The sequence below is a fragment of the Maridesulfovibrio sp. genome, assembly GCF_963676065.1.
In the GTDB taxonomy this organism is placed as follows: domain Bacteria; phylum Desulfobacterota; class Desulfovibrionia; order Desulfovibrionales; family Desulfovibrionaceae; genus Maridesulfovibrio.
The window spans coordinates 543,787-569,296 of the sequence record NZ_OY780933.1 but is presented as its reverse complement, the minus strand read 5'-3'; the positions used below and the strand labels follow the sequence as shown (position 1 = coordinate 569,296).

At 49.0% G+C, this 25,510-nt stretch carries 22 protein-coding genes; 3 read left to right on the top strand and 19 right to left on the bottom strand.

The features are described 5' to 3' along the window. The first annotated feature begins 74 nt into the window (after positions 1-74). Positions 75-986, top strand: coding sequence for a hypothetical protein (locus ACKU35_RS02465; RefSeq protein ID WP_319762818.1), 912 nt, complete (start codon positions 75-77; stop codon positions 984-986). Between the two features lie 280 nt (positions 987-1,266). Here ACKU35_RS02465 and ACKU35_RS02460 read toward each other — a convergent pair whose 3' ends face one another. The 3 genes from ACKU35_RS02460 to ACKU35_RS02450 all read right to left on the bottom strand — a co-directional run bounded on the left by ACKU35_RS02460 (position 1,267) and on the right by ACKU35_RS02450 (position 4,258). Continuing rightward, complete coding sequence (locus tag ACKU35_RS02460; RefSeq protein WP_319762817.1) at positions 1,267-1,560, bottom strand: hypothetical protein; 294 nt, start codon at positions 1,558-1,560, stop codon at positions 1,267-1,269. A 71-nt stretch (positions 1,561-1,631) separates the two neighbouring features. Next, positions 1,632-2,798, bottom strand: a complete 1,167-nt coding sequence (locus ACKU35_RS02455; protein WP_319762815.1) for an ATP-grasp domain-containing protein — start codon at positions 2,796-2,798, stop codon at positions 1,632-1,634. Positions 2,799-3,076: 278 nt separating this feature from the next. After that, positions 3,077-4,258 carry an iron-containing alcohol dehydrogenase gene (locus ACKU35_RS02450; protein WP_319762813.1) on the bottom strand — a complete coding sequence of 394 codons (1,182 nt, stop codon included), beginning with the start codon at positions 4,256-4,258 and terminating at the stop codon, positions 3,077-3,079. Between the two features lie 740 nt (positions 4,259-4,998). Here ACKU35_RS02450 and ACKU35_RS02445 point away from each other — a divergent pair. Together ACKU35_RS02445 and ACKU35_RS02440 are read left to right on the top strand one after the other, a co-directional pair. Further along, positions 4,999-5,127 (top strand): hypothetical protein, encoded by a 129-nt coding sequence (locus tag ACKU35_RS02445; protein WP_319762812.1) that lies wholly within the window; start codon positions 4,999-5,001, stop codon positions 5,125-5,127. A gap of 8 nt (positions 5,128-5,135) precedes the next feature. Continuing rightward, on the top strand, positions 5,136-6,128 hold the full coding sequence (locus tag ACKU35_RS02440) for a DUF6976 family protein (protein WP_319762810.1): 993 nt from the start codon (positions 5,136-5,138) through the stop codon (positions 6,126-6,128). 487 nt (positions 6,129-6,615) lie between these two features. Here the strand turns inward: ACKU35_RS02440 and ACKU35_RS02435 are convergent, their stop codons facing one another. The 16 genes from ACKU35_RS02435 to ACKU35_RS02360 form a co-directional block, all read right to left on the bottom strand. Then, positions 6,616-7,797: an iron-containing alcohol dehydrogenase gene (locus ACKU35_RS02435; RefSeq protein WP_319762808.1), complete on the bottom strand. Its 1,182-nt coding sequence runs from the start codon at positions 7,795-7,797 to the stop codon at positions 6,616-6,618. Positions 7,798-8,309: 512 nt separating this feature from the next. Beyond that, positions 8,310-8,894, bottom strand: a complete 585-nt coding sequence (locus ACKU35_RS02430) for a peroxiredoxin (RefSeq protein ID WP_319762806.1) — start codon at positions 8,892-8,894, stop codon at positions 8,310-8,312. A gap of 12 nt (positions 8,895-8,906) precedes the next feature. Then, positions 8,907-9,452 (bottom strand): TlpA disulfide reductase family protein, encoded by a 546-nt coding sequence (locus ACKU35_RS02425; RefSeq protein ID WP_319762804.1) that lies wholly within the window; start codon positions 9,450-9,452, stop codon positions 8,907-8,909. Positions 9,453-9,622: 170 nt separating this feature from the next. After that, positions 9,623-10,966, bottom strand: coding sequence for a sigma-54 dependent transcriptional regulator (locus tag ACKU35_RS02420; RefSeq protein WP_319762802.1), 1,344 nt, complete (start codon positions 10,964-10,966; stop codon positions 9,623-9,625). Next, complete coding sequence (locus ACKU35_RS02415) at positions 10,959-12,161, bottom strand: ATP-binding protein (protein ID WP_319762800.1); 1,203 nt, start codon at positions 12,159-12,161, stop codon at positions 10,959-10,961. Before ACKU35_RS02415 ends, ACKU35_RS02420 begins: the two co-directional genes overlap by 8 nt. Then, entirely contained in the window at positions 12,161-13,303 is a 1,143-nt protein-coding gene (locus ACKU35_RS02410) for an iron-containing alcohol dehydrogenase (protein ID WP_319762798.1), read from the bottom strand. Before ACKU35_RS02410 ends, ACKU35_RS02415 begins: the two co-directional genes overlap by 1 nt. Positions 13,304-13,403: 100 nt before the next feature. Continuing rightward, positions 13,404-14,021, bottom strand: coding sequence for a histidine phosphatase family protein (locus tag ACKU35_RS02405; RefSeq protein WP_319762796.1), 618 nt, complete (start codon positions 14,019-14,021; stop codon positions 13,404-13,406). Next, entirely contained in the window at positions 14,021-15,151 is a 1,131-nt protein-coding gene (locus ACKU35_RS02400) for a DVU_1551 family NTP transferase (RefSeq protein ID WP_319762794.1), read from the bottom strand. The genes ACKU35_RS02405 and ACKU35_RS02400 overlap by 1 nt, the downstream gene beginning before the upstream one ends. 1 nt (position 15,152) lies before the next feature. After that, on the bottom strand, positions 15,153-16,190 hold the full coding sequence (locus ACKU35_RS02395; protein WP_319762792.1) for an XdhC family aldehyde oxidoreductase maturation factor: 1,038 nt from the start codon (positions 16,188-16,190) through the stop codon (positions 15,153-15,155). Continuing rightward, positions 16,187-17,521, bottom strand: coding sequence for a DVU_1553 family AMP-dependent CoA ligase (locus tag ACKU35_RS02390; protein ID WP_319762790.1), 1,335 nt, complete (start codon positions 17,519-17,521; stop codon positions 16,187-16,189). The genes ACKU35_RS02395 and ACKU35_RS02390 overlap by 4 nt, the downstream gene beginning before the upstream one ends. After that, positions 17,514-18,863, bottom strand: a complete 1,350-nt coding sequence (gene trsS, locus ACKU35_RS02385) for a radical SAM (seleno)protein TrsS (RefSeq protein ID WP_319762788.1) — start codon at positions 18,861-18,863, stop codon at positions 17,514-17,516. The genes ACKU35_RS02390 and trsS overlap by 8 nt, the downstream gene beginning before the upstream one ends. After that, positions 18,853-19,317, bottom strand: a complete 465-nt coding sequence (locus ACKU35_RS02380) for a DVU_1555 family C-GCAxxG-C-C protein (protein WP_319762785.1) — start codon at positions 19,315-19,317, stop codon at positions 18,853-18,855. The genes trsS and ACKU35_RS02380 overlap by 11 nt, the downstream gene beginning before the upstream one ends. Positions 19,318-19,446: 129 nt before the next feature. Then, a complete protein-coding gene (trsM, locus tag ACKU35_RS02375; RefSeq protein WP_319762784.1) occupies positions 19,447-20,097 on the bottom strand; it encodes a DVU_1556 family methyltransferase in 651 nt (216 codons plus the stop codon). Next, a complete protein-coding gene (locus tag ACKU35_RS02370) occupies positions 20,097-20,315 on the bottom strand; it encodes a DVU_1557 family redox protein (protein WP_319762782.1) in 219 nt (72 codons plus the stop codon). Before ACKU35_RS02370 ends, trsM begins: the two co-directional genes overlap by 1 nt. After that, on the bottom strand, positions 20,312-22,585 hold the full coding sequence (locus tag ACKU35_RS02365) for a pyridine nucleotide-disulfide oxidoreductase/dicluster-binding protein (RefSeq protein WP_319762780.1): 2,274 nt from the start codon (positions 22,583-22,585) through the stop codon (positions 20,312-20,314). The genes ACKU35_RS02370 and ACKU35_RS02365 overlap by 4 nt, the downstream gene beginning before the upstream one ends. Positions 22,586-22,718: 133 nt before the next feature. Beyond that, the gene (locus ACKU35_RS02360) at positions 22,719-25,442 is read right to left on the bottom strand and encodes a molybdopterin-dependent aldehyde oxidoreductase (protein WP_319762779.1); all 2,724 of its coding nucleotides are present in this window, start codon (positions 25,440-25,442) and stop codon (positions 22,719-22,721) included. Between the last annotated feature and the right edge of the window lie 68 nt (positions 25,443-25,510).

The window sequence follows — 25,510 nt, the reverse complement described above, 5'->3', positions numbered from 1 at the left end:
AAAAGCAAAAAAAAAATGTGCTCGTCCCTTATGTTTTGTTGACGGGGGTGTGAGCTGTCCGTATCTTTGCTGTCATGAATATTGATAAGATTAAAGAATTTATACAGTCGCGGAAGATTTTGCTGGCCAGTGTTGCCGGAGGGATAGCCCTGCTCGTTGCCGGGTACTTAATTTTTACAGTGCAGCAGTCTATTGCCGAGGAAAAAGCACGTATTGCCGAACAGAACAGGATTGAAAAGCAGCGCATCCTCACGGAAAAGCAGGCGGCACAAAGGGCTAAAGTAATAGATGCCATGAAGAGGCTGATTGAGACCGGAAATGCCGAAACAGCCCTGACTGTTGCAGAGCAGAATAAAGAGCTTATGAATGATGAGCTGAAGGCAATGATTCAGCTGGCCACGGAAAAGGATCTGCTTGACCGAATTGACCGGACATCTAAATGGAATTATGCCGACCTCGCCAAATATTATGCCGAGCTGGCTGACCTTAACCCGGAGAACAGCAAGTACCGCAAGGAATTGAAGGGTTATGATAAAAAACTGCGTAAAAGGCTTGAGCGTAAACTGTACGCACAGGCTCAGGCTTTGCCTGTGCGTGACTTCAAAGCCAATATGGATATCTACGAAGAGCTGATGCAGCTTAACCCCGGCGAAAAATTTTATAAAAGTAAGTATGAACGGTATCGCGAAAAGTATGAATCTTTCATGAAAGAGCTGGACAAATTCGGGCCCAAACCCAAGCTTTCCGCAGATCGTAAATACTACCCTGAAGTGAAGAAATACTTGGTGAATAATTCCATGTCCCCGGAAACGCTGGAAATGGAATCCGCAACCGACTGCTACTACACTGATTCAGGATGGCTGGTGGGTTGTACCTACAGTGAAAAAAATGAGTTGGGTACCAAATTCAGTGAATTTCTCTGGTTCACGATTACCAATTCCACTGTGCAGAAAGTAGAGCAGGGCGGAGCGTATACTGTAAATTAATTATGAGGTAGCTGATCCATGTTTTTTCATGGTCTACGTATCGTATTTTATTTTAGTCCATTCCGTTTTCGTGTCTGATCTGGATGAAATTTAAGAAGCAGGGGCGTATCGGAACGACTTATGTCTATTTTGTAAACGCAGCTGGGGGCGGTCTTGATGTTGATCTTTTGCTGATTTTTTACGGCAGTAATCTGCCGCCTCGCTGAGTATAAAAAAAACTCCGCTCGATATTTCGGGCGGAGTTTTTTATTGCCTGCGGCAATTTGCGATCAGCAAGGGTTTAATCTTCCAGATCTTTGATCCAGCCTTCAAGAGCATTGATGATCTTGCGGGCCTGGTCAGGGCTTGAGATATTGAATTTGGACTGCGGGCGGTATTCGCCTTTCATTTTGCGGAAACGGCGGATTGTATACATATCTTTGCCGTATTCGCCGGTTTTACGATCCAACTGTTTGTAGCGAAACATGATAGTTGTCCACGCGCCCTTGGTCAGAACTTCTTTATCCAGTTCTTTTACAATTATCTGGTCGTCTTCTTCGTAATGTATAGTCAAATCTTCGATTGTTGAACTCATGCTCTCTCCTTGAGGGGTTGTTACAATAACCGGAATCTGCCGTAAATGTCCGCCATTGTCAAAGGCGGGGTTTAAAAGTTCAGGTATGGTGTAAAATCAGCATGCAGCATTTTCTTTAATTCTTCCATATTATCAGCATCTACTTCAGCGAAGATAAAGGCAAAAACAGGATGCTCTTTGTAATTAATCTTTCTTAATTCAAGCGGCTTGGTAAAATTGGCCTTGAATCTTTCGTAGTCCACGGATTTTATCCTCTTGCGGTCTACGGTTGAATCGATGTCCCCGATAATCATGGCGTATACTTTACCATCGCAGCAGCCGGAGATTTTCTTCCAGTCCGGTTTCAACCCTTCCATAAAATATTTATAGGGATTGATGCCGTACGCGTAGTGGGCCAGATCGGTTACGCACCAGCCGGCGAAACGCATGGGATTGACCTCGATGACACCGAGGTTGCCCTGCTTGTCGCTACGTATTTCAATATGAATGGGGAAATTTTTCAGTTTCGCCCGACTGCCGATTTCTTGCAACAGCTGAAGAAAATTGGCGTGGTGTTTGGTGATAATATCGGTCGAGGTTATGTAGCAGCGGTCGCTCACGTCCTCGCTTGAGGCGAATAAATGTCCGAGGATATTGATGATTACCGGATTGCCTTCTGGGCCAAAGTAGGCGTCTACAGCAAACTCCTCGCCTTCAATGCATTCCTCTATGATGAAGTTGTCCAGCTCAAGTACTTTTGCCGGATACATGGTCTTAATTTGTTCCACTTCATTCTTAATTGCTTCAACGGCTTGTTTCCAGCCTGCAGCAGATTCTACCATGTGCACCCCGAGGCTGAAAAAGCCGACGCTGGGCTTAATTACACAAGGGATGGGCAGGTCTTCCACACGGACGGTATCAAGTTCCTCGAATTTAACAGTGCGGTAGAAAAAGTCGGGATACATGTCCCTAACCAGATCGCGGAACGCACCTTTGTCCTTGAAAAGTCTGATTTTAGCAGGCAGTCCGCCGCTGTCCAGATTGTTATCAATCCAGTCAATTGCGTTTTCCGAGTTGGAGTAGACAGGCCGGGAACGGTCGTTGTTGTATTCTGCCGTGAATTCATGCCCCGGTGTGAGGCAGACAGCGGTATCACGCAGTTCCTTACAAGCTGTTTCGTTTTCAAGTACGGGTTTACCAAGTTCCGCGAGGGTGTTTTTTAACAGGTCGGATACATATGGTTTTTCCAGAATGAACATTGTGCTTTCCTTGGATAAGAATATTTTTAAAGGAAGTAGTAGAGATATTATGAGTCAAGCACAATAGACAGTTATGCAGTAGATGAAAAGATACAGAAATTAAAAAAAAGAAGATGTCAGAATTGAGGGCAGGGTTGAGGAGCAGGCCCGATTGCATTGGTTTCCAAGGTACCGGGGGTGGGGGCGGTCTATTAGAGCCGCATGTGGTAGTGATCCGTAAATACAGTTGTACATCCTGCCTGCGGCACCGTAAAGCCGCAGGCAGGATGGGTTTTATGCTATAAGGCAGCCTTATAGATTGCTGCGACAGCTTCGTCAGTCATCATTCTGGGGTTGGTGAGACCGCAGGCATCTTTCTGAGCGTTTTCTGTCATAGTCGGGATATCCTTTTCGGAAACCTTCTTGCCGTATTTTTCGCCGAGAGCGATGAGGCCGGAAGGAATACCAACGTCAGCGGAGAGCTGGCGGATAGCATCCAGTGCTGCGTCAGCTGCATCACGCTTAGACATTCCGTCAGTGTTCACACCGAGCCATTCAGCCATGGTGGCGAAACGGTCTACGTGTGCAATCAGGTTGTGCTGCTCAACGTAGGGCAGGAGAATAGCGTTGCATTCGCCGTGAGGCAGGTCATAGAAACCACCAAGCTGGTGAGCCATGGCGTGTACGTGACCAAGAGATGCGTTGTTAAAGGCCATACCACCGAGATACTGTGCGTAACACATGCCTTCGCGTGCTTCGATGTCCTGTCCGTTGGCAACTGCGCGACGCAGGAATTTATTGATCAGACGGATAGATTTTTCAGCACAAGCGTCAGTGATGGGGGTCGCGATGGTGGAAACCCATGCTTCAACGGAGTGAGTCAGAGCATCCATACCGGTAGCTGCGGTCAGTGCCGGAGGCATGCCCATCATCAGCAGCGGATCATCAAGTGCGATGCCGGGGGTAACGCGCCAGTCAACGATAGCCATTTTAACTTTGCGTGAAGTATCAGTGATGATACAGAAACGGGTCATTTCAGAAGCAGTACCGGCAGTAGTGTTAACTGCTACGTACGGGGGCATGGGTTTGGTAGATTTGTCTACACCTTCAAAGTCGTGGATCTTGCCGCCGTTGGCAACAACGAGGCCGACGCCTTTACCGCAGTCATGGGAGCTACCGCCACCGAGAGTGATCAGTGAGTCACAACCATTGTCCTGATAAGCTTTTACACCGTCAGCGACGTTCTTGTCAGTGGGGTTGGGAATGGTTTCGTCATAGACTATGCAGTCCATACCTTCAGCTTTCAAAATGTCTACGATCTGCTGGGTGATGCCGACTCCGGTAATACCCTTGTCTGTTACGAGCAGGGGTTTTTTACCGCCGAGAGCCTTGATGCGTGCGGGGATTTCTTTGTGCGCGCCAATACCGATAAGGGTAACACTGGGAATAAAAAAACCATTTACTTGTTCACGTACTGCCATTTGAAACCATCCTTTTAGCTTAAGAGGTTATTGAAGGTTGGGCCTAGTCGTGTACTTATTAACGCTTTCTATAAGGCAAGAGTCTTTAAGACAAAAAACACGTTAATTTATATGTTTAACCAAAAAACAATTGGTACCTGAGTGTATTTGTTCAAGGTCGTTTGCGATACATTTATTTTATTTTCTAATATTAAAAAGCAAAATAATGGCAACAAAAACATCCCCTTACTACCTTACTGTCTTTTATTAGAAGATGTTCAAGGTTGATCACCTGCATAGTAACGTGTGGCAGATGCAATCTGGGTATGCTGTAAGTTTATATACACGAAAAAGGTTGATGTAGAAATGGTTTTTCATTTTTTATTGTAATATTTTTTATTGATTCGTTAATCAAAATAAAATCAATGATGTATCTAATGGTTATGAAGATAATTAAAATATATTAAATGTCTTACAACCTGTTTAGAATCGGTGGGTCAGCGCCTAATATATTAATGGATAATTTTTTTTTAAAATAGCGAGACAAGAAAAGTGACAAGTGTTAAAGTGCATATAGTTGTCAGAATAAAGTGTTTATTTGTTTTTTGTTAACTTCATAAGCTGTATCTATTAAAGTTAAAGTGGAGGTTTTATTCATGGGTGTTCCTCCGAGTTCAAATTCTAGGTGGAAGGAGATTGTCACTGGCAAAAAAACTTATACGCTAAAGTTTCTTGCTGCAAAAATTCTGTTGGGACGTCTTATGCGCACTGTTAAGGCGGACAGCTCTCCGCAGAATGTGTCCAAGGCTGTTGCTGAACTTCATGCTATTTATACCAAAAATGCAGATAATGCTTCAGCTAAGGAAGATCTGCAAACCATGTTCGGATAGGAGGGGGTATGAATCAAGTGCTTCGTAGCGTCAAAGAAACTGTTGATCTTATTTCTGAGGGAAAAATTCTTTTAATCGCTGGGGACGAAGGTCTTCTGGCTCAACTACCAAAGGGTAAGTGGATTGGAGGAACCATTCCTTATTTTGTTTCTTCTTCCAAAGGAGGGGTTGTTACTCAGGAGCAACTTTTTGTGACTGATATTTCTGATGTTGCTGCTTCTGTCACTTTAAAAAAATATAATCAGGACGAACTTGGAAATGTATACCTGGATGCCGGTGACGGTGGATTCAGCTTTATAATAATCCCTGCTTCAAGCCCCGCACATGTTTCTTTTGCTCTCAATGCGCCGAATTATAAAGATTTCGGATCCCAGCCGCTGGTGGGTTGGATTTCCGGTGTGTTGCTGGATGATTTGGGTAAGGTGAAACCCAAGGTTTTCAGCGGTGCTACCGGCAACAGTTATGAAGACGAAGCCCTGGTAATGCATGTGGATTTAATCCCCGGCAAGACGATTGATGTTGGGATTGTCAACATCTTTGAACAGGGAGACGGCGATATTTTGACATTCAATAAGGATACTTTCGCAACTGATTCTGTCATGGTTGACGGGGTTAAAAAGAATTTCGCGGAATATATCACAGAGAAAAATATTGATACGAAGCTGCCTCTTGTTGCTGATTATTACGGGGCGCTGATTAATATCAGTTTTCAGGCTGTGTCACCTGAAGATGGAGTCAGTTTTTACGCACCGGTCTTTTCCGGTGTCCGCTATAAACATGCCAAGCCTCTTTCCGACTATGCTGGAGCATTCAGTCAGCAGCTTATGGAAAATAACGTTGCAGGCAAGAAGATCGCTTTTTCCTGTAATTGTATCCTTAATTATCTTTATTCTGAACTGGAAGGCAAAAAGACAGATCCTTTTGTCGGGCCGATAACTTTCGGTGAAATTGCATACCAGCTTTTAAACCAGACTTTGGTTTATGTGGATATTCATGATTAATTTTTACATTTAATCAGTATTAGTTAACCCCCGGCAACTATCCAGTTGCCGGGGGTTTCGATTTTATATTGCCTAGTTTCGTAATAATTACGGCTTTAGCAATATTACTGAGATGGAGGAGGAAAGAGCAGGCCCGATTGCATTTGTTTCCAAGGTGCCGGGGGCTACGGCCTGTTAGGGCCGCACGTGATTGAAACATATGCATTGGTCCGTATGCTTTGTTAATTGGCGTAAACAGCAACCGGGCCTGCATGGAGAAAATTTCTGGGGGGACTAAAATCCCCCCCGGTAAATACTTTGTCTGTCCGGATTAATGTAGTTTGCAGCTCCACCTGCGCGCCTTTTCCGGAAGTCTACAGGCAAACGGATTAGATCTTTGCCAATCCATGACCTCTGTTATGCAAAATGATCCGTATGCCTGCGGACAAAACATTTGTACATCCTGCCTGCGGCTTGCAGGTGCCGCAGGCGGGACGGAACTTTTATGCTATAAGGCAGCCTTATAGATTGCTGCGACAGCTTCGTCAGTCATCATTCTGGGGTTGGTGAGACCGCAGGCATCTTTCTGAGCGTTTTCTGTCATAGTCGGGATATCCTTTTCGGATACCTTCTTGCCGTATTTTTCGCCGAGAGCGATGAGACCGGAAGGAATACCAACGTCAGCGGAGAGCTGGCGGATAGCGTCGAGTGCGGCGTCAGCAGCAACACGAGGAGCCATACCGTCGGTGTTCACGCCGAGCCATTCAGCCATGGTGGCGAAACGGTCAACGTTTGCAATCAGGTTGTGCTGCTCAACGTGGGGCAGGAGGATTGCGTTACATTCGCCGTGAGGCAGGTCATAGAAACCACCAAGCTGGTGAGCCATGGCGTGTACGTGACCAAGAGATGCGTTGTTAAAGGCCATACCACCGAGATACTGTGCGTAACACATACCTTCACGTGCTTCGATGTCCTGTCCGTTGGCAACTGCGCGACGCAGGAAAGTATTGATCAGACGGATAGATTTTTCAGCACAAGCGTCAGTGATGGGGGTAGCGATGGTGGAAACCCATGCTTCAACGGAGTGAGTCAGAGCGTCCATACCGGTAGCTGCGGTCAGTGCCGGAGGCATGCCCATCATCAGCAGCGGATCATCAAGTGCGATGCCGGGGGTAACGCGCCAGTCAACGATAGCCATTTTAACTTTGCGTGAAGTATCAGTGATGATACAGAAACGGGTCATTTCAGAAGCAGTACCGGCAGTAGTGTTAACTGCTACGTACGGGGGCATGGGTTTGGTAGATTTGTCTACACCTTCAAAGTCGTGGATCTTGCCGCCGTTGGCAACAACGAGGCCGACGCCTTTACCGCAGTCATGGGAGCTACCGCCACCGAGAGTGATCAGTGAGTCACAACCATTGTCCTGATAAGCTTTTACACCGTCAGCGACGTTCTTGTCAGTGGGGTTGGGAATGGTTTCGTCATAGACTATGCAGTCCATACCTTCAGCTTTCAAAATGTCTACGATCTGCTGGGTGATGCCGACTCCGGTAATACCCTTGTCTGTTACGAGCAGGGGTTTTTTACCGCCGAGAGCCTTAATGCGTGCGGGAATTTCTTTGTGGGCGCCAATACCGATAAGGGTAACACTGGGAATAAAAAAACCATTTACTTGTTCACGTACTGCCATTTGAGACCATCCTTGAAGCTTAAGAGGTTATTGAAGGTTGGGCCTAGTCGTGTACTTATTAACGCTTTCTATAAGGCAAGACGTGTGCCAAACGTGTAAAACTCATTATTTCAATTGTTTATGTGGTTGAGGGCCCCGTAGCGATGAATCATTTCAGATACAGTTTTTGTGTTGAAATAGAATTTTTTAATGTGAAAAATGTAACAAGAGTGTCAAAAGTGTTACGCTGCGGGGGGTGAAGGGCTGGTGTGTCATTATGGACCAGTAATGTAGTGCTGTGTGTCAGATGGAACTTATGTTTATTTGGACATATACGAGTGTTGAAATGGTGTTTAAAATTTTATTTTACATGGCTTTTGTTGTTTTTAATTTATTGATTGCGGAATCAAATAGTTTTCTTTGTATACAATTGTAATGTATGTTATGTCCAAAAGTTTGTTTTGCATTGCTTATAAATAAAAAAGCCGTTCTTCATATGAAGGACGGCTGTAGTTTCTTTGCGAGGTAGGTTCTTAGTCCAGTTTTTTAAGTGGATTGATTATTTCTTCAAGATGCGGTTTTGTGTTAATATCGTGCACATCAATATAGCGGATCAAACCTTTTTTATCGACGATGATAATTGTTCGTTCACTAATCCCTTCCGGGCGCAGGATGCCGTATGCTTTGGCTGTAGCCCCGTGGGGATAGAAGTCGGAAAGTACAGGGAACCATAGCCCTTGGTCTCCCATCTGGCTTGTCCATGCGTATAGCGAGGGTATATTGTCGGTAGTAATTCCCAGAATTACTGCATCATGCATTTCAAAAAGTTCGCGGGCGAGGTTGTAGCCCGGCCATTGGTCCGAGCATACGGGCGTGAACGCAGCAGGAACAAATGAGATAACGACATTTTTTTTCCCGCGGTAATCCGAGAGACTGATCTTTTTGCCGGATAGCGAAGGGAGCACGAAATCCGGTGCTTTATCCCCGACTTTCACGGTCACGGAACTGACCACCGGCTTCATCTCTTTCTGTTGATATATTTGGTCCTTAGCTACTCGGGCCTGAGCGTTTACGCAAAGTAAAAAGGAAATAATGATTGCGTAAGATAGTTTTTTCATAGCCGCTTCCTTCTATATTTTATCTTTAATGTCTTTCAGGAATTCTTCTGCTGTTGCATACGGCCCAGCGTGGGACAAAATTATCTGCAAGCTCTCACCTTTTTTTCTAAGCATAAAGAAGTGCGGGGTGCCGGGAGCCCCGACTTTGGAGTGCAGATCCAGATCCTCGTCCGTGAAGAGCGGGAATTTTACGGAAAATTTCTTTCTGAAAAAATCAACTTCAAACTGTGAGTTTCCGCTGGCAAGGCCGAAAAACTTTATGTCTGCAAACTTATCAGATTTACTGAGAAGCCTATAGAAAGCGTTCATTGTAGGGGCTTCTTTCTGGCAGTGGGGGCAGTACATGCTGTACACTTCTATAATAATATAGGTGTCTTCAATATCGCTTGTCTTCCATGGCCCGTCACCTTTAAGGCCGAGATAAGTTTTTTGTTTTGCGGTCAATTCTCCTTTGAGGGGAATGTCCGGGAAATTCTCACCGGGCTGAAGCGGGGCCGCGTAAGCCGTGGAGCTTATGAATAGTGCCAGTAATATTATGTGGAGAAGTTTTTTATGCATATTGGATTCCTTTAGGGTTTATTCACACTTTATCGTCTCCGATATGGGAAAAAAGTCCAGTGAAAAATAAGCTGGGGCTGGTTTGGCACAAAAAAGACTGGTGCTGAATATGAAAAGCCGCCCCACATTACGAGGGACGGCCTGCATAATTTTCTTAGGTCCGGGTGTAACTATAAATTGTATTTATCAATCTTGCGGTAAAGGGTTTTCCTTCCGATGCCGAGTGCCAGTGCAGCTTTCTGCCGATTGCCGTTGAAGAAATCGAGCGCCTTGATGATGTGCTCCCTCTCCATTCTTTCAAGTGAGAGGATTCCCGCTTCTCCTTCACGTTCCGGCTGGTCGGCGATTTCTTTGGGCAGGCAGGCGCAGGTGATGGTGTTGTTGTCGGCCAGAATAATGCTGCGCTCCAGTACGTTGCGCAGTTCGCGGACATTGCCCGGCCAGTGGTAGGAGAGCATGCATTGCATGGCGCGCTCACTGATGGTGTATTCGCCCTGTCCCATCTGGAAGCCGAGTTTGTTGATGAAAAAATCTATGAGCAGAGGCACGTCCTCGCGGCGGTCCTTTAGTTCCGGAAGGCTGATGTTGAAGACATTGATGCGATGGAAGAGGGCTTCATGGAATCTTCCTTCTTCCACTTCTTTGGCAAGGTTGCGGTTCGTGGCAAAAAGGAAGCGGATGTCCACGGTGCGTTCATCTTTTTCACCTACCCGGCGGAAAGTGTGTGATTCCAGCACGCGCAGCAGCGATGCCTGCACTTCCATGGGCAGTTCCCCTATTTCATCAAGAAACAGGGTGCCGGTGTGGGCAAATGTCATCAGCCCGTCGCAGTTTTCCGTTGCTCCGGTGAAGGAACCTTTGGTGTGTCCGAAAAGTTCGCTGCGTGAAAGTTCTTTTTGCAGAGTTGCGCAGTTTTTGACGATCATGGGTTTACCGGCCCGTTGACTGGCGCAGTGAATGGAGTGGGCCACTACGTCCTTACCTGCCCCGGACTCCCCGGTAATCAGCACCGGGACTTTGGTGGGCGCAACTTTATTGATCAGATGCCGTATCTGCTTGATGGGGGTAGAGCTGCCTACAAGTTGTGAGCTGGTGGTATCTGATTGCTGGGAATGGCGATAGCTCCGGTTTTCACGGGTCAGACAGACTCTTTGCCATGCCCTGTCCACGACCAGATCGACTTTGTCGAGGCGGAAAGGTTTGGTTATGTAATCGTAGGCCCCGATGCGTATAGCTTCAACCGCGTTATCGATATTACCGTGCCCGGTGATCAGGATCACTTCTACATCAGGTTCCATATCCTTGAACTCGGTGAGCAGCTCAAGACCGTCACCATCCGGTAGGCGAATGTCGGAGACAATAACTTCGTAGCGTTCCTTGCGAACCATCTCCCGGGCGGCTTTTGCGCAGTTTGCGGTATGCAGAATCCTTTCCGGGCCGGCAAGCTCTTTGCTAAGCAGCTTCAGTATGGATTCTTCGTCGTCAACAATAAGTACTTTGTATGGTTCAGGCATTATCAAATCTCTCTGCGGGATGGAAAAGGACAGTAAAGCTGGAACCTTTGCCCACTTCACTGTCCACTAAAATTTCGCCGTTGTGTTCTCTTACAATATTATAGCAGGTGGACAGACCTATGCCGATCCCCTTGCCTACCTGTTTGGTGGTGAAGAAAGGTTCGAAGAGCATAACTCTGTTTTCCTCGGGAATGCCGTAGCCGGAATCACTGACCCGCACTCCCACGTGTCCGTCCTTAACAAAAGTTTCAATGTCGATCTTTCCATTGTGTTCAATGGCGTCCACCGCATTGGTAAGCAGGTTGAGAATGACCTGCTTAAGCTGGGCCTCATTACCTAAAATGGATGGCATAGGCGAGGCAAGGTTTATGTTGAGTTCAACATTCTGATAGCGCCGGAATTGGTGGTCAAGCAGGCGCAGGGTATCCTCGGCAACCTGATTCATATCCACCGGAATAAATTCCGAGGCCACCGGTCTGCTGAATGAAAGCAGTGTTTTGACGATATCCTGACAACGCAGGCATTCTTTGAGAATGGTATTGGTGTAATCGTAAAGATCTTCGGCCAGCTCATCAGGGATTTTGTCATCCATGCGGGTTAACCGGCGCTGGATTCCCTCGGCAAATCCGGCTACCGCGGCCATGGGATTGTTGATCTCGTGGGCCACGCCTGCGGCGAGCACTCCGATTGTAGCCATTTTTTCAGCTTGATAGAATTTGGCCTGATATTCTTTTTCCATAGTCACATCCCGTTTGAATATAAGGATGCGATCTTCTTCGGTGCCGGGAGTTTTCAGCGGTGAGGCAACCATGTCGAAACGCAGATTTTTACCGTCAATTCGGAAGATTGCGGTGTCCTTGCATACCGAGTTGGTGGAAAGGGATTTGAACGCCGGGCACTCCGAACAGGGCCCTTCGCTATCACGGAATAGGGCGTAGCATTTTTTCCCGATGGGGTTCACCCCGGGGAAAAGCCGTTCAAATATCCGGTTTACAGAAATAATTTCCATATCTTCGGAAAGAACCATCATTACATCGGTAATGCCGTCGAGGATGGCCGCGATCTCGCAACGCTGATCTTCTGATTCGCGGTTAATTTCCTTCAGTTCCTTTATGTTTTTTTGCAGCTCCTGAAAGAAATTTAATTTATGATGTTCAATGCCGATCAGATCGTGCAGTGCTGTTTTGTTGGTCATTACCAAGACTCCCTGCATATGGTGAGCAGATCCTCGCAGTCCGCTTCCCGTGGATTCGTTACTGTGCAGGCATCTCTGGCCGCCAGCCGGCATATTTCATCCATCTGGTCATTATCCGGTACAATCTCCCGCAGGCGCATTGGGATTCCCAGCTCTTCAAACATGGATTGCAGAATTTGGCTAAGATTTCTTTTTTTCTGCCTGACCGGAGCCGGGCAGCTTTCGTTAATGGTTCTGGCGATGTTTTCCATCTTCCTTTCGGCGCAGGGTTTGTTAAAGCGAACCACAGCGGGAAGCAGGATGGGCAGAGTAAGCCCGTGGGTGACATCATATCTCCCGCCAAGTGAATGGGCCAGAGAGTGGCCGACTCCTAAACCGGCGTTACTGAAGGACATGCCAGCGGCGGTGCTGGCAATGGAAAGATTTTTCAAGGCTTCCGGGTCCCGTGAGTTTGCTGCGGGCTTAATGTTTCCGGCAATGAGCCTGATGGCTGTTAACGCCTGTGATTCCGTGAAGGGAGAGGCCAGGCGGGAAACATAGGACTCAATGGCATGGGCCAGCGCATCCACTGCCGAGGCCAGAATGAGACCTCGCGGTTTAGTTATCAGCAGGTCAGGATCGATAATGGAAATATTAGGGACCAGAGATCGGCTGATGATGGCCATTTTCACTTTACGTTTTTTATCCGTGATGATGGCGTATTGGGATACATCAGAGCCGCTTCCGGCTGTAGTCGGGATCAGGATCATGGGCGGCAGGGGACGGCTGATGCGGTTTGCGCCCTCATAATCGTGGATGTTCCCACCGTTGCTGACTATGGTGGCAATTCCCTTTGACGCGTCAATCGGGCTGCCTCCTCCAAGTCCGATGATGACATCGGCATTATTTTTCAGGTAGAGCTCGGCCCCCTGCTGAATCTGGGAAGAGCGGGGGTTGGAGGTTAACCCGTCGAAATAAACGCAGTCCAGATTTGCGGCATTGAGCAGATTGATGATGATTTTAACCCAGCCTGATTTTTCCAAACCCTTATCGCTGACGAGCATTACTCTTTTGCCACCCAGTCTTTGGGCGCATGAAGCCAGATATGTAATACTGCCGTTTCCGAAAATAACTTCCGGTATGGCGAATTTGGTTATCTGCATATATTCTCCCTGCTTTAGACTCAGCCTATCTTTATATTTTTATTGCATAATCCGATTGTCTGTCCGTATCTGAAATAAGTCAAGAGCAGGGGAATCAAAGTCAGTTCGGCATCATTTGTACCAGTGTCCTGCCTAAATCTGGTTCAGGTGGAAGGTTGTAAGCCTTCAGGAAGAATCCGTCTTTCTTTTTTTCAATAACAGAGGCGTGGCAGTAATCAGGTTTCAGCCTGAATATATTTTCCAGTGGAAAGCCCAGTACTATATGCATCACCGTCCTTATCACCCCGGCATGGGTCACCGCGATGATCGGTTCACCCTCTAGTTCATTTAGAAATGAGCGGACTCGTTTTTTAACATCAATGAAATTTTCTCCGCCGGGAACACGAAAATTTCCTACGTCCTCACCGCGTTGCCGGTAATCCGCCGGATACTTTTTTTTAATCTCGGCAAATTCCTGTCCTTCCCATTCTCCCAGATTTATTTCTTTTATTTCAGGAACATGTGTCGCTACAAGTCCGCATTGTTTTTCAATGAATGATGCCGTTTGCAGGGTCCTTTTCAGGGGGCTGCAATAGATGCGCCGGGGGCGGAATGATTTCAATGATTCAGCCAGTTGTTCAGCCTGTTTCAGTCCGTTTGCGGAAAGCGGCAAGTCAATCTGACCCACAGCCCGTCCTTTGCCACCCTCTATCTGTCCGTGACGGATGAGGATGATCATCAGGATTTCCTGTCGAGCTGCGGGAGCTGTTGAGGAACTTTGACCTTTGCTTCCTGTTCAAAACGTTGCAGTAGGGTTTTGGCCCGTTCCAGTCTGCCGGTTATTGCGGCTACTGCTTCGGGATCATCTTTCCACCGCTCAAGTGTTTTGCCGTAGCGTTGATCCAGCGAGACCGGCGTGGTCCCCTGAAAAATTTTATCCGCCAGAAAAACAATTTCCTGTTCAGTCAGCGGTGAGTCCGCCTTTATGTCCGTATCCCGGTGCGAGGCTACAATGTCGGCAATTCCGGTGAATCCGTAACCCGCAAGGATAGCTGCCCCGGCCGCTTCGTGGTTGCTTTTTAGTTTGGCCACATCGTGCATCAGCGCTGCACCTTTGACCATGTCCAGATCAAGTGCTTTCTGCCGGTCACGGTTTCGATTTAAAGCTTCAGCCATGAAACAGGCCGCTTCAGCTACTGCCTTACAGTGTTCACGGGTTTGCAGCGGAGTATCGGCCAGTTCCCAAAGGGCCATACACTCTTCTGGCAGCGGCACCCTGCGGCGCGGTATTTGCCGGGCTTTTTCGTAATCTTCGGGAGTGTCCAGATCTCGCAGAATGCCGAGGTCCGGCATATTCCGTTCCCGGGCAGTGCTGTCGTATCGTTCAAGGATTGCGCGCAATCCGCCCGTGCCGTCGTGGGCGAGAATTTCCGGGATCAGTTTTGCGCTGATCAGCGGAGGGTGGCCCCGTTCTCCCCGGAAACATGGGTAGATGATGTCTGTGGGAGCGGATGAGTAATCAAAGGTCAAAGCTCGAATGGTGGATGAACGCACCAGCGGAATGTCTACCGGAAGGACCAGAAAAGCGGAGGCGTCGTCGGGTAGTCCCCGCACGCCGGCTTTGACAGAGGAGAACATGCCCTGTTCATAGTCTGGGTTGTATATTTCATGCATCCCCAATGCGTTGGCCTGGGCGCCGATCTGATCCGCCTTGTGACCGGTGACTACGAAAACATCGGAAGCTCCGCCGTTTACCAGCGAACGGATACAGCTTGAAAGTACAGTGCAGTCATCAATTGGCAGCAGGGCTTTCAGCTTTCCTATTCGTGAGGAGAAACCCGCCGCAAGGACAAGTCCGTAAATTTCCATACTAGTCTCCCGCCCGTATTTGGATCAATTCCGCCACGATGGACACGGCGATTTCTTCAGGAGTTTGGCCGCCGATGGAGAGTCCGATAGGGCAGTGGCAGCGATCGATTTCCTGCTGCGTAACGCCTTCTTCACGCAGGGCATCATAAATGGCGTTTCTTTTCTTGGAGCTGCCTATCATGCCCACGTATCGAGCCGGAGTGTCGAGGGCCTGTCCCAACACCGTTTTGTCGTGCAGGTGTCCGCGGGTGACGATAATGATATATGAATTTTCATTTACTTCCAGCCCGGCAAAGCAATCTTTAAAATCAGGAAGTACACGAATTTCAGCCGCCTGAGGAAACCGTTCCCTGTTGGCAAAGTCCGCCCGGTCATCTAGGACTACAGTGCGGAAATTGACAGAAGCGGCAAGGGCAGCGGTGGGCCGGGAAACGTGACCTGCCCCGAATATATAAAGGTCCGGCTGAGGGATAAAGCTTTCGGCCACAGTGAGTCCTGAGCCTGTTTCGTTCAGCACGGGGATACCTGATTTGAGGGATTTTTCCAGCAGTGCCGTTGCTCCCGCTTCATCTATGAATGATAGCTCCGGCAGCTGGCATCCGGGAGCGATCACACGCCTTTCCCGGACCAGCGAATTATCAACGTTGGTTAGCAGCATGGCCTGCCTGCCTTTGTTCAGGCTTGCATTCAGGGCGGAAAAAATGTCGAGAGTCGTGTCATTTGCCGGCAGATGTTCAAGCATTACCTCTACATACCCGCCGCAAATCATGTCAGCATTTGCCGCCAGCTCATTTGAAAGATCGAATTCACGGAATGCAACGGTATTTTCGGCTTCAGCAAAAATCTCCTCCGCTGCTTTTTGAACCAACGCTTCGACCAGCCCTCCACCGATGGTTCCGTCTATGGATTTATCGCGCATGACAATCATTTTGCTCCCGGAGGAACGGGGTGTGGAGCCGGAACTTTTAATTATGGAGGCTAAAATAAGGTCATTGCCGGACTGGAGTTGTGAACAGATGTTTGCAATAAGTTTTTTCATAATTTACCGGATCTTATCGTTTTAATTGTTATAGAACGTTTTCCGAAACCGGAGTGTATGGTTCCGTCTTGGTTAGCAAGTCTAACGGATAATTTCAAATTATGATTATCGCAGGCTCGTTTTATTTTTGGGTAGCTCAGCAGCTGTTTTTTTACTTCCGCTCCAGACTTCGTGCCCGGCAAGACATCCAGCCTGACGGAAAGCAGCATCTCTTCGGGATGGTACTCCGCTTTAAAATCAAGAACGGATTTGTGGGATAGGATGGAGTTGTTCAGCTCATTAAGGTCGAGCCTGCTGCCGCCCGGAAGTATGATGCCGTCTCCCAGCCTTCCTTCCACCGCCCCCAGTCTGCGTAGCGGGAGGCCGCAAGAACATTCGTCAGGCATGATGCAGCCGACATCTCCCGTGCGGTATCGAATCAGGGGCATAGCCCGCCGGGAAAGGGTGCTGATTACAATTTCTCCTTTGTGTCCATTAGGTACCTGCCTTCCTGTTGCCGGGTTGATTATCTCCACATAAAAATCTGGTTCGCGTAAATGCATGCCGGAACCGGGCCGGCAGTCCACTCCGCCGCCAAGGCAGGTTTCAGTCATGCCCCAATGGGAGAAAACTTCGCAACCAAATACCCGCGAGATGGTCTGCATACTGGCGTAAGGTAGCACGTCCCAGCAGAGCAGAACCGAGCGTACGTGATTGATGACAATCCCTTTGCTGTCGAGCATCCGGGCAAGAGCGTGTATCTGTATGGCCGGTCCTAGGATGCAGCTAGCGTGGTTATCGAGCAGAAGATTAAGCAGGGTGCTGATGTATGAAGGGTTGACGGGAAGCACTGTTTCCCCGCCCAGTCTGGAAATGGATTCTGCGAAAAGTGAGCCGACTCCTCCGGGACGTGAGTCGGGTAGGATTGCCAGAATGGTTTCCCCTTCTTTTAGCATGGGGGACATTCCGTAATGGAAAAATTCAATTGTCCGTTCAAGGTCTCCGGCAGTGAAGAAAAGCCTTTTGGGAGCGCCGCTTGAGCCGGAACTGGCGAGGGTTACCGCCCGCGCTATCTCGTCCTGCGAGACACATAGAAAATTATCGGGATTATGGCGCAGGTCGTCTGCGTTGGTGAAGGGAATGTGTTCTAGATCCGCAGGGGTATGAACCGCTCCTGTTTGTACCCCTGCCAGTCGTTCATGGTAAAATGGGCAGTTGCTGACTGCCTGAAACATTGTCCTGCGCAAAGAATTAAATTGCCATTCCTGAAGTTCACGCACAGAAACTGGGGCCAGTTCGAGAGGGCGGCCCATACGTAGATTGAGCCATTTACCCAGCGGGTTTTCAGTCATCAATCGTCCTCCTGTATAACGTGGAGCCGTCCATGGCGGTTAAATTGTAGGCGCAAAAAGGAATCAACCTGCCGTCTGGATCAGCCACGTGGATACAACACCCTTTTAAGCGGTCCAGGTCAAGGGTCCATGCGTCTTGAAATGCCATTCCTGAAAGGGCCAGAATGTGGGTCTTCGCCCGGTTTAAAAAGCGATCAAGGTCATCCTGCGGCTTTTCACAGGAACATTTAGCCTGTGGAGCCGCCCACTGGCGGCGGATAAAAGCTTTAGATTTATCAGCTCCTTCCGAAGCAGGTTTCGGCGTGCAGCACCCTTCCTTTTTGGCGGAAAGTTTTTTCAGGCTGCCGTTTTCCATTACCAGATAATTGGCATGAAAAGAACATAGTGAATGTTCACACCCCGGGGGCATAAAATCATCCTTGTGGACCATCTGCTCACTTTGCTCTTCCAGTGCGGTCATAATTTCCGGAAGGGTAATCCGCATATTGTCTGAAGGGGATGAGGGGTAGCGCCCGAAGTAGCTTACCGGTTGAAAATGCACCCCGCGAACTCCCGGAGCATACGAGACAGCCAGTTTCAGTATATCCCCGATGTTGTCGTCATTTACTTCAGGAACAATAGTGGGAACCAAAACCACGCCTATTCCCGCCGCAGTCAGGTTCTCTATGGCCCTTATCTTTTCTTCAAGAAGATTGCGTCCGCGGATAGTTTTATAAATATCGTCATTGGTTCCGTCGAATTGTAGGAAAGCGGAATCAACCCCGCCCGCAGCCCAGCGTTTGGCAAGGTCGTGTTCGCGGGCAACACGTACCCCGTTTGTATTGACCTGCACAAAAGGGAATCCTAATTTTTTTGCCAGCTCAGCGATGCGCGGAAGATCGTCCCGTATAGCTGGTTCCCCGCCTGAAATCTGCAAATTACACGGTCCGGCAGTGCTGCGTATTTTTTGCAGCAGTTTTTCCAGTTCCGGTATGCTTGGATCGGCAGGAACTTTCTTTCCGGCTGAAGCAAAGCAGACCTTGCAATTAAGATCGCAGCGCCATGTAATTTCCAGCAGAGTGGTGCATGTGTGCTGGTTATGGTCCGGGCAGAGTCCGCAATCGAAAGGGCAGCCTTTGCTCACGGTATTATCCATCACCGGAGGACAGGACGGTTGCTTAGGCCGTGACCAGCCGGAAATTGAAGGCTCGCCGCGCCAGAAGGGGGTACTGAATCTGCCGTGTTCAGGGCATTCTTTTACAATTCGGCTTTCACCGTTTTCTGTAACCCGGAGGGCCGGAATTTTTTTTAGACAGACGGGGCAAAGAGATTCGGTTTCGGCCATATCATGACTAGTATCCATCGGAATCTTCTCTCCCCTCTGTCGGATCATATCCGCATTCCAGCAAAATTTTAATTAACTCGGCGTATGCTTCGCCAAGCAGAACCCCGCAACGGTCCGCCTTTGGTGCTCCGCATTCACCACCAAGAATATCGTTACAATTAATGCCTCCGAATTCAGCGCTGACTCTTTCCTTGAACCATTCCCGGAAATTTTCCACCAGCAGCGGGTAATCATCCGCTGCTGTTTCAGTGTCTGTCCCTTTACCGGCGTAAAGGCCCAGCGCGCAAATTCCGCCGCTTAATATCCCGCAGTTTCCGGAACAGTCGCCCCCGCCCATGCATAAGCCCTGCGTGGCCCTTACCAGTCCGGGATTTTCCTGCTGTAAATTATCAAGGCAGAGAATTATCATTATCTGGGCGCAGCAATACCCGGCGCCATTAAGTTGCATTATTCTAAGATCCATGTCGGTCATCATTGTCTCCGGCTGTCTCTTCGGGGGCATAATCCCGTTTTGCAAAAGGGGTTGAGAGCTCTAAATATTTCTGAAGAGCTCATGCGGTACATTAAAAATTTAACTTATTCGATTCAGCTTGTTCGGTTGTTATAGTTCTGCAATCAGCAACATGTATCCTGGGCGGTCGCAGCAATTCTGTCCGGCGGATGGATTCTTACCTCCGGCAAAGACGAGTTTTGCCGCCAGCTCCACCAATAACCGGGAATAATCTTCTATGGCGGTTATGTGCATGCCCTGCTGTCTTAAAATTTGTTCAATACGTCCGAGGTAGAGCGGAGAGCTGGCGCATGATCCGTCCAGACATTGGATCTGGCCGCTTCCACGCTGATATAAATCGCTGATAATCAGTTTACCGTTTTTTGTGAGTACCCGTTTGAATTCGCTGATGCATTGTTCTTTATCGGGCAGGAGTGACAGCACGCACTCGCAGAATATAGCGGAAAAGAATGAATCTGCGAAGGGTAGGGCTGACCCGTCGGCACGGGTCAGGGGTAAATCTTTCTGGGCTTCGGACAGCTGCCGGGGTGAGTAGTCCATGCCGAAAGCTTTGAGGCCGTGCTCAGTGCGTAAATGACTTACTGTCGCTCCCAGTCCGCAACCTACATCGAGTACCCGGTCATTCGGAAGCAGACCGGTCAGTTTTACTGCACGGTCTGTGAGTGTATATCCTCCGGGGCGCAGGGTGGGCCCGGAAGCTTCTCGCAGTATAGATTTTTCCCAGAGAGGGGTTTCGGTCATTACTTATCCTCCAACATTCGTTCAACTTCGGCCATCTTACCCAGAGCAAGTTCTTCAGGAATGAGGACGAATCCGCAATCCGGGCATTTGGGTAATTCTACGTTAAACCTGCTGTCCAGATATTCAAGTTCCACAGGAGACGGGCTTAGATGTTTGCCGCAAGTTGCACATTTCCATGATGAAAAATCTTTATCCAGAACTTTCAGGGAACTACTCATGATGCTTCTCCTATAACGCGCATGCGATGAGACCAGACCCGGTGTACCAAATATGTCCCGTCATTCATTTCATACTCTACCCAATAAGTAACTGTTACGGGGCGGAAGTGTACCAGTTTATGACCGGTTTCAGTGTTCTCAAGCACACGGGCTGAACCCTGCATCGCATGCAGAGTCTTTTGCACGTCGGATAACAGAATGCGTCTTTTTTCCATTAATTCGCGTGCTTCGTCAGTAAATTCCACCGCGACGGATTCGTAATCGTTACGGGGCTCGGGCTGCTCTTTCCAAGTTTCCCTGAGCAGGGTCTCTTTTAAGCGGACCCTGTTCTCTCGCCGGACGGAATAACCGGGGGCAACACGTCCTGCGTGGTCTTCGTTACTTCCGGGCAGGATAACATCCAGTATGTGCTGGCAGCGTTTTCCTGCTTTGGCGAGCATGTCCCGGCACATGGCACAGTATGTTACACCATCATGATCCAATTTTCCGGCCCTGTGCACAGCAGCCTTTTGGGACAGCTGTTCATTTGCATTGGCGAGCAGTCCTCCGAATCCACAGCACTCAGTCAGGTTTCCAGAAAATTCGGGCTCATCAAAAGTAACTTCCAGTTTGCTGAGAAGTAAGCGCACATCGTTCATAAGAATCTGATTGTCACGCGCGGAGCAGGGATCATGCAGGGAGAGCGATTCTTTTTCCTGCGGCATGGCAAGTCGGTCAGCCTGATTGCTGAGTGTTGACCAGAGTGAAGTGACTTCCGCTTCCGGCAATCCTTTTTGCAGGCTTTCAATGCAGGAAGGGCAGGCTGCGATTATTTGCGGACGTCCAAGGGATTCCCAGTCATGTCTCAAGGAGTCCATCTTGCGGCTGAACATCTCTTTCTGTCCGGCCCAGTCTGCCGGAGCTCCGCAGCAGCGCAGCATAAGTCCAGTCCCGCCTTCCAAAATGGAGCAGAGATGGGCGTAGCTTCGTTCAACAGCCCCCGGATCGGAAGCGCTAAGCTGGCAACCGGGGAAGAAAACCTGCTTACTTTTATCAGTCCCCGGCTGGTTTTTGATTACTGCGCAGACCGATGAATCGGCAAAATCCATGTCGCGGAAGGCGAATTCGTGTGCAGAGGGCGGCATTTGGTCTTTTTGTACCAGATCCTGCCGGGCTTCGAGACACAGATCCTGCATGGCAAAATTTTCGGGACATACCTGCTCACAAAGTCCGCAGAGCATGCAGGAATTTATCATTGTGTTGGCCATGCGTGTGCCCATAACGATGGATGCGTTATTGTAAATCTGGCGGGCGTATGCCTTAGGATAGCTTTTGAATTCCTGCAGATAGACGCAGTTGTTAACGCATTCCATGCATTCGCATAGCAGGCAGCGTCCGGCCTCTTCACGGGCCTGATCCGGAGAATATCCGTCTTCAGGTACAGTTACGGGGCTTACAGGTTCCACTTTGCTGATATTGGTAAACAGGCGGGTTTCAAACGGGTTGTCGCGATCCCGGCCTGCTGTCAGCGAGGCATTTTGAAGCTTGCGCTCTATGGAAAGCGCTCCCTTACGTCCAAGGGCGAGCAGTTCGATAGCGGACTCTTCGCTTATTTTAGGGGAAGCAAAAAGAAATTCTTTTTCCGTTTCAAGAGTCTTCAAATTCACCTGCTGCATATCGAGAGCTTTGGAATTGCAGGTCCATGGATCCGCGAATACCGCATCAAAATCGTCAGCAGCTTTTAAGACTGTTTCAGGATCAATTACGCTTCCTTCAATAAAAGACACGTTCATCTTTTCCAGCTGAGACAGTTCCTTGCTGAAAAGATCTTCAGTGATGCGCTGTGCCGGGAGTTCTGAGTAACCTTCAAATTTACTTTGGCAGAAAAGTTTTACCGTGAACCCTTTTTTACCTAGATCCCATGCAGCGGCAAGCCCTGAAAGATGCGCCCCGAAGACAGCGATATTTTTACCGCGTGGCGGCAAGGCCCGGATCATTGGGGACCGTTTATAGTTCTCAGCGGCAAAACGCTCCAGAGCTGCCATTTCGATTCCGCCCCCTTTTTGTGAGCGCAGACAGTCGTTTTGACAGTCGCCATCACAGATACGGGCTGTAAGCGAAGGAAAGGGCATTGTTTTACACAGTACAGCCCAAGCCTTGTCCACCTGTCCGTCTGCCATAAGACGGCAAAATTCCCGACCATCCACATGCAGTGGACAGCGGGCTTTACATTTAGGCGGTTCCTCTTGCGTACATCTTGCTTCCCAATCGCGTAAGTTTTTTTGATCCATAGGAGCGAAGCCTTAATATATGTTTTATGAGAGCCCGGGAAACCCCTATTTGAAAGGGTTTCCCGGATCTCGTAGGCAAAAAAGAAATCCGAAGTCAGGTACATATACCTGACTTCGGACCATAAATCATCAATTAGCCTTTCATGGCAGCGAGAACCTTCTCGGGGCGAGCCGGGAGATGAGTTACGCGTGCGCCGCAGGCATTGTAGATTGCGTTGATGATGGAGGAGTGAGGTGTGGTCAGCGGCAGTTCGCCTACACCGGAAGCTCCGTGTGAACCGTTGGGGCGTTCAGTCTCAACGTAGGTAAGTTCCATATCATCGGGAACCTGTTTGATGTAGGGGAGTCCTGCACCTACCATAGTGGAGTGTTTCTTGATGTCTTCGTAGTCCTCAGTGAGGGCAAGACCGACACCCTGTGCAAGGCCGCCGTACATCTGACCGTCAACAACCAGTTTGTTGTTGATTTTACCAATGTCGGCAATGAGTCTCATCTTTTCAACCTGTACCTTACCGGTAGCGATTTCAACCTCTACACCGGAGATGAACAGACCGTACATGTAGCAGGCAAAAGGTGAACCCTGACCGTTTTCATCACAATCGGTAGCCGGAGCGGACCATTTGCCGCTGTGACGGATTGCTTTGTTTGCTGCGGTCATTTCATCGTAACTCATGTAGGAGTTGTCAGGCTTACGCATAGCGTCGAGCAGGTTGCGGCAGGCTGCGATGATGGCGTTACCAACGACAACCTGTGAGCGGCTACCGCCGGCGGGGCCGCCGTTGAGGCAGTAACGGGTATCGTTCAAGACGAGATGAATCTGTTCAGGTTCCAGTCCGAGAGGGCGCAGAGCTTCGTGGGCAGTACCCAGAACACCCATATCAGCACCCTGACCATGATCATGCCAGCAGGCGTACATGGTAACGGAACCGTCAGCGTTAAGTTCGATTTCAGCTTCAGCGGTGTCAGGTCCGTCAAGACCGGAACCGTAGATACCAAGAGCGACACCTACGCCGCGTTTGAAACCTTCGGCAGCGTCTTCGGCAGCCCATTTTTTAACTTCTTCGTATTTGGGGCGAGCCTGAGCGAAGATTTCTTCGAGGCAGTATACTTCAGGCTGGCAGCCGGTAGGTGTGGTGTCGCCTTCACTCTCGCGGTAGATATTCTGCTCGCGGAGATCAAAAGGATCAATACCGAGTTTTTCAGCCAGTTCGTCCATAAGAACTTCGTAACCGAATTCTGTTTCAGGAGCACCGTAGCCACGGAAAGCGGAGCCCCATGCGTGGTTGGTACAAACTGTTTTACCGAGGCCGCGGATATTGGGCAGCTTATAACCGGCACCGATGAACTGTGCACCGCGCAGGGTCAGCAGGTCACCGAATTCGGAGTAAGGACCGTGGTCGCAGATCCAGTCTGTTTCCATACCGAGCAGTTTACCGTCTTTGCTTGCAGCAAGGCGGATGTCGGTGAAGAAGGGAGAGCGTTTACCTGTGTAGGTCTGCTGCTGGTACCAGTCGTAGCCAAGGAATACGGGCTTACCGGTAGCAAGGCAGGCTGCGCCGACCAGAGCTTCCATGGTGGGGGAGAACTTATAACCGAATGTTCCACCCGCATAGTTCTGAACCATGATCAGGTTTTCGAGTTCAACACCGAGACCGGGAGCGATCATGGCTGCGTGCAGATGCAAGCCGATGGATTTTGAGTGGATGCAGAGTTTGCCATCGTCATCAAGGTAAGCAAAACCTACATCAGGCTCGATGGGCATATGCGGCTGGCGCTGTACATAGTAACTGCCTTCAACGATAACTTCCGCTTTATCAAAGATGGGAGCTGTTTCATCACCTTTGGCAATTTTTTGTTCGAAGTAGACGTTGGGTGTGCCGGGATGAATTTCAATGGCGTCTTCTTCCATGGCAGCGGGAGCGTTCATGTATTCCGGCAGCTGTTCAAGTTCAACTTTAACTTTGGCTGCTGCAGCCTTTGCATTCTTTTCAGAATCAGCGCAGACGATAGCGATGGCGTCACCGTACTGGAAGATCTTTTCGTCAGCGAGAATGGGGCGATCCCAACCGTCACCTTTATTGGTGGGGAAGGTGATCAGACCGGTGACGCGGTTTTTACCCTTGATGTCTTTGTAAGTGACAACTTTTTCTACGCCGGGCATTGCTTCGGCTTCGGAAGTGTCAATCGAAATGATGTTTGCGTGGGAAACTTCAGCCTGTACAAGAGCACATTTCAGGGTGCCTTCGGGCATTTTCAGGCCGAGGTCTGCACCGTAGTCGAGAGTACCGGTGACTTTTGCCACTGCGGTAGGACGGGGGTATTTGGAACCCCAGATGCGTTTATCTTCAGGCATCTTGAAGAGCAGATCGTCTTCGGACATATCGCCACGCATAACAGCGGCAGCGTCCTGAACGGCGTCAACCAGCTGTTTGTAACCGGTGCAGCGGCAGGCATTGCGGTGCTTTTGGAACCAGTCGCGGATTTCGTCGCGGCTCGGTTTGGGATTGGAAAGGATCAAGGCGTAAGTGGAAACGATGAAACCGGGAGTACAGAAACCGCACTGAGCACCGCCGTGGGACATCCATGCGATCTGGATCGGGTGCATCTTGTTCGGTGTACCGATACCTTCAGTGGTAATGATCTCGGTGTGATCTGCAACACGCTTCATCTTCATTGTGCAGGAGCGTTTGAGCTTACCGTTGATAATGATGGAGCAGCTACCGCACTGCCCAGTTCCGCAACCGATTTTAACACTGGTCAAGCCGAGTTTTTCGCGCAGAACATTGGCGAGAGAATCATCATTTTCGCAGATTATGAATTTCTCAACACCGTTAACTTTTAGAGTCCGTTTGATCATGGAAAGAACCTCCTTGAATTACTGCTTTTTGTATTAGCAGGCGTCCGAAAGGGACGTCGAACTATCCT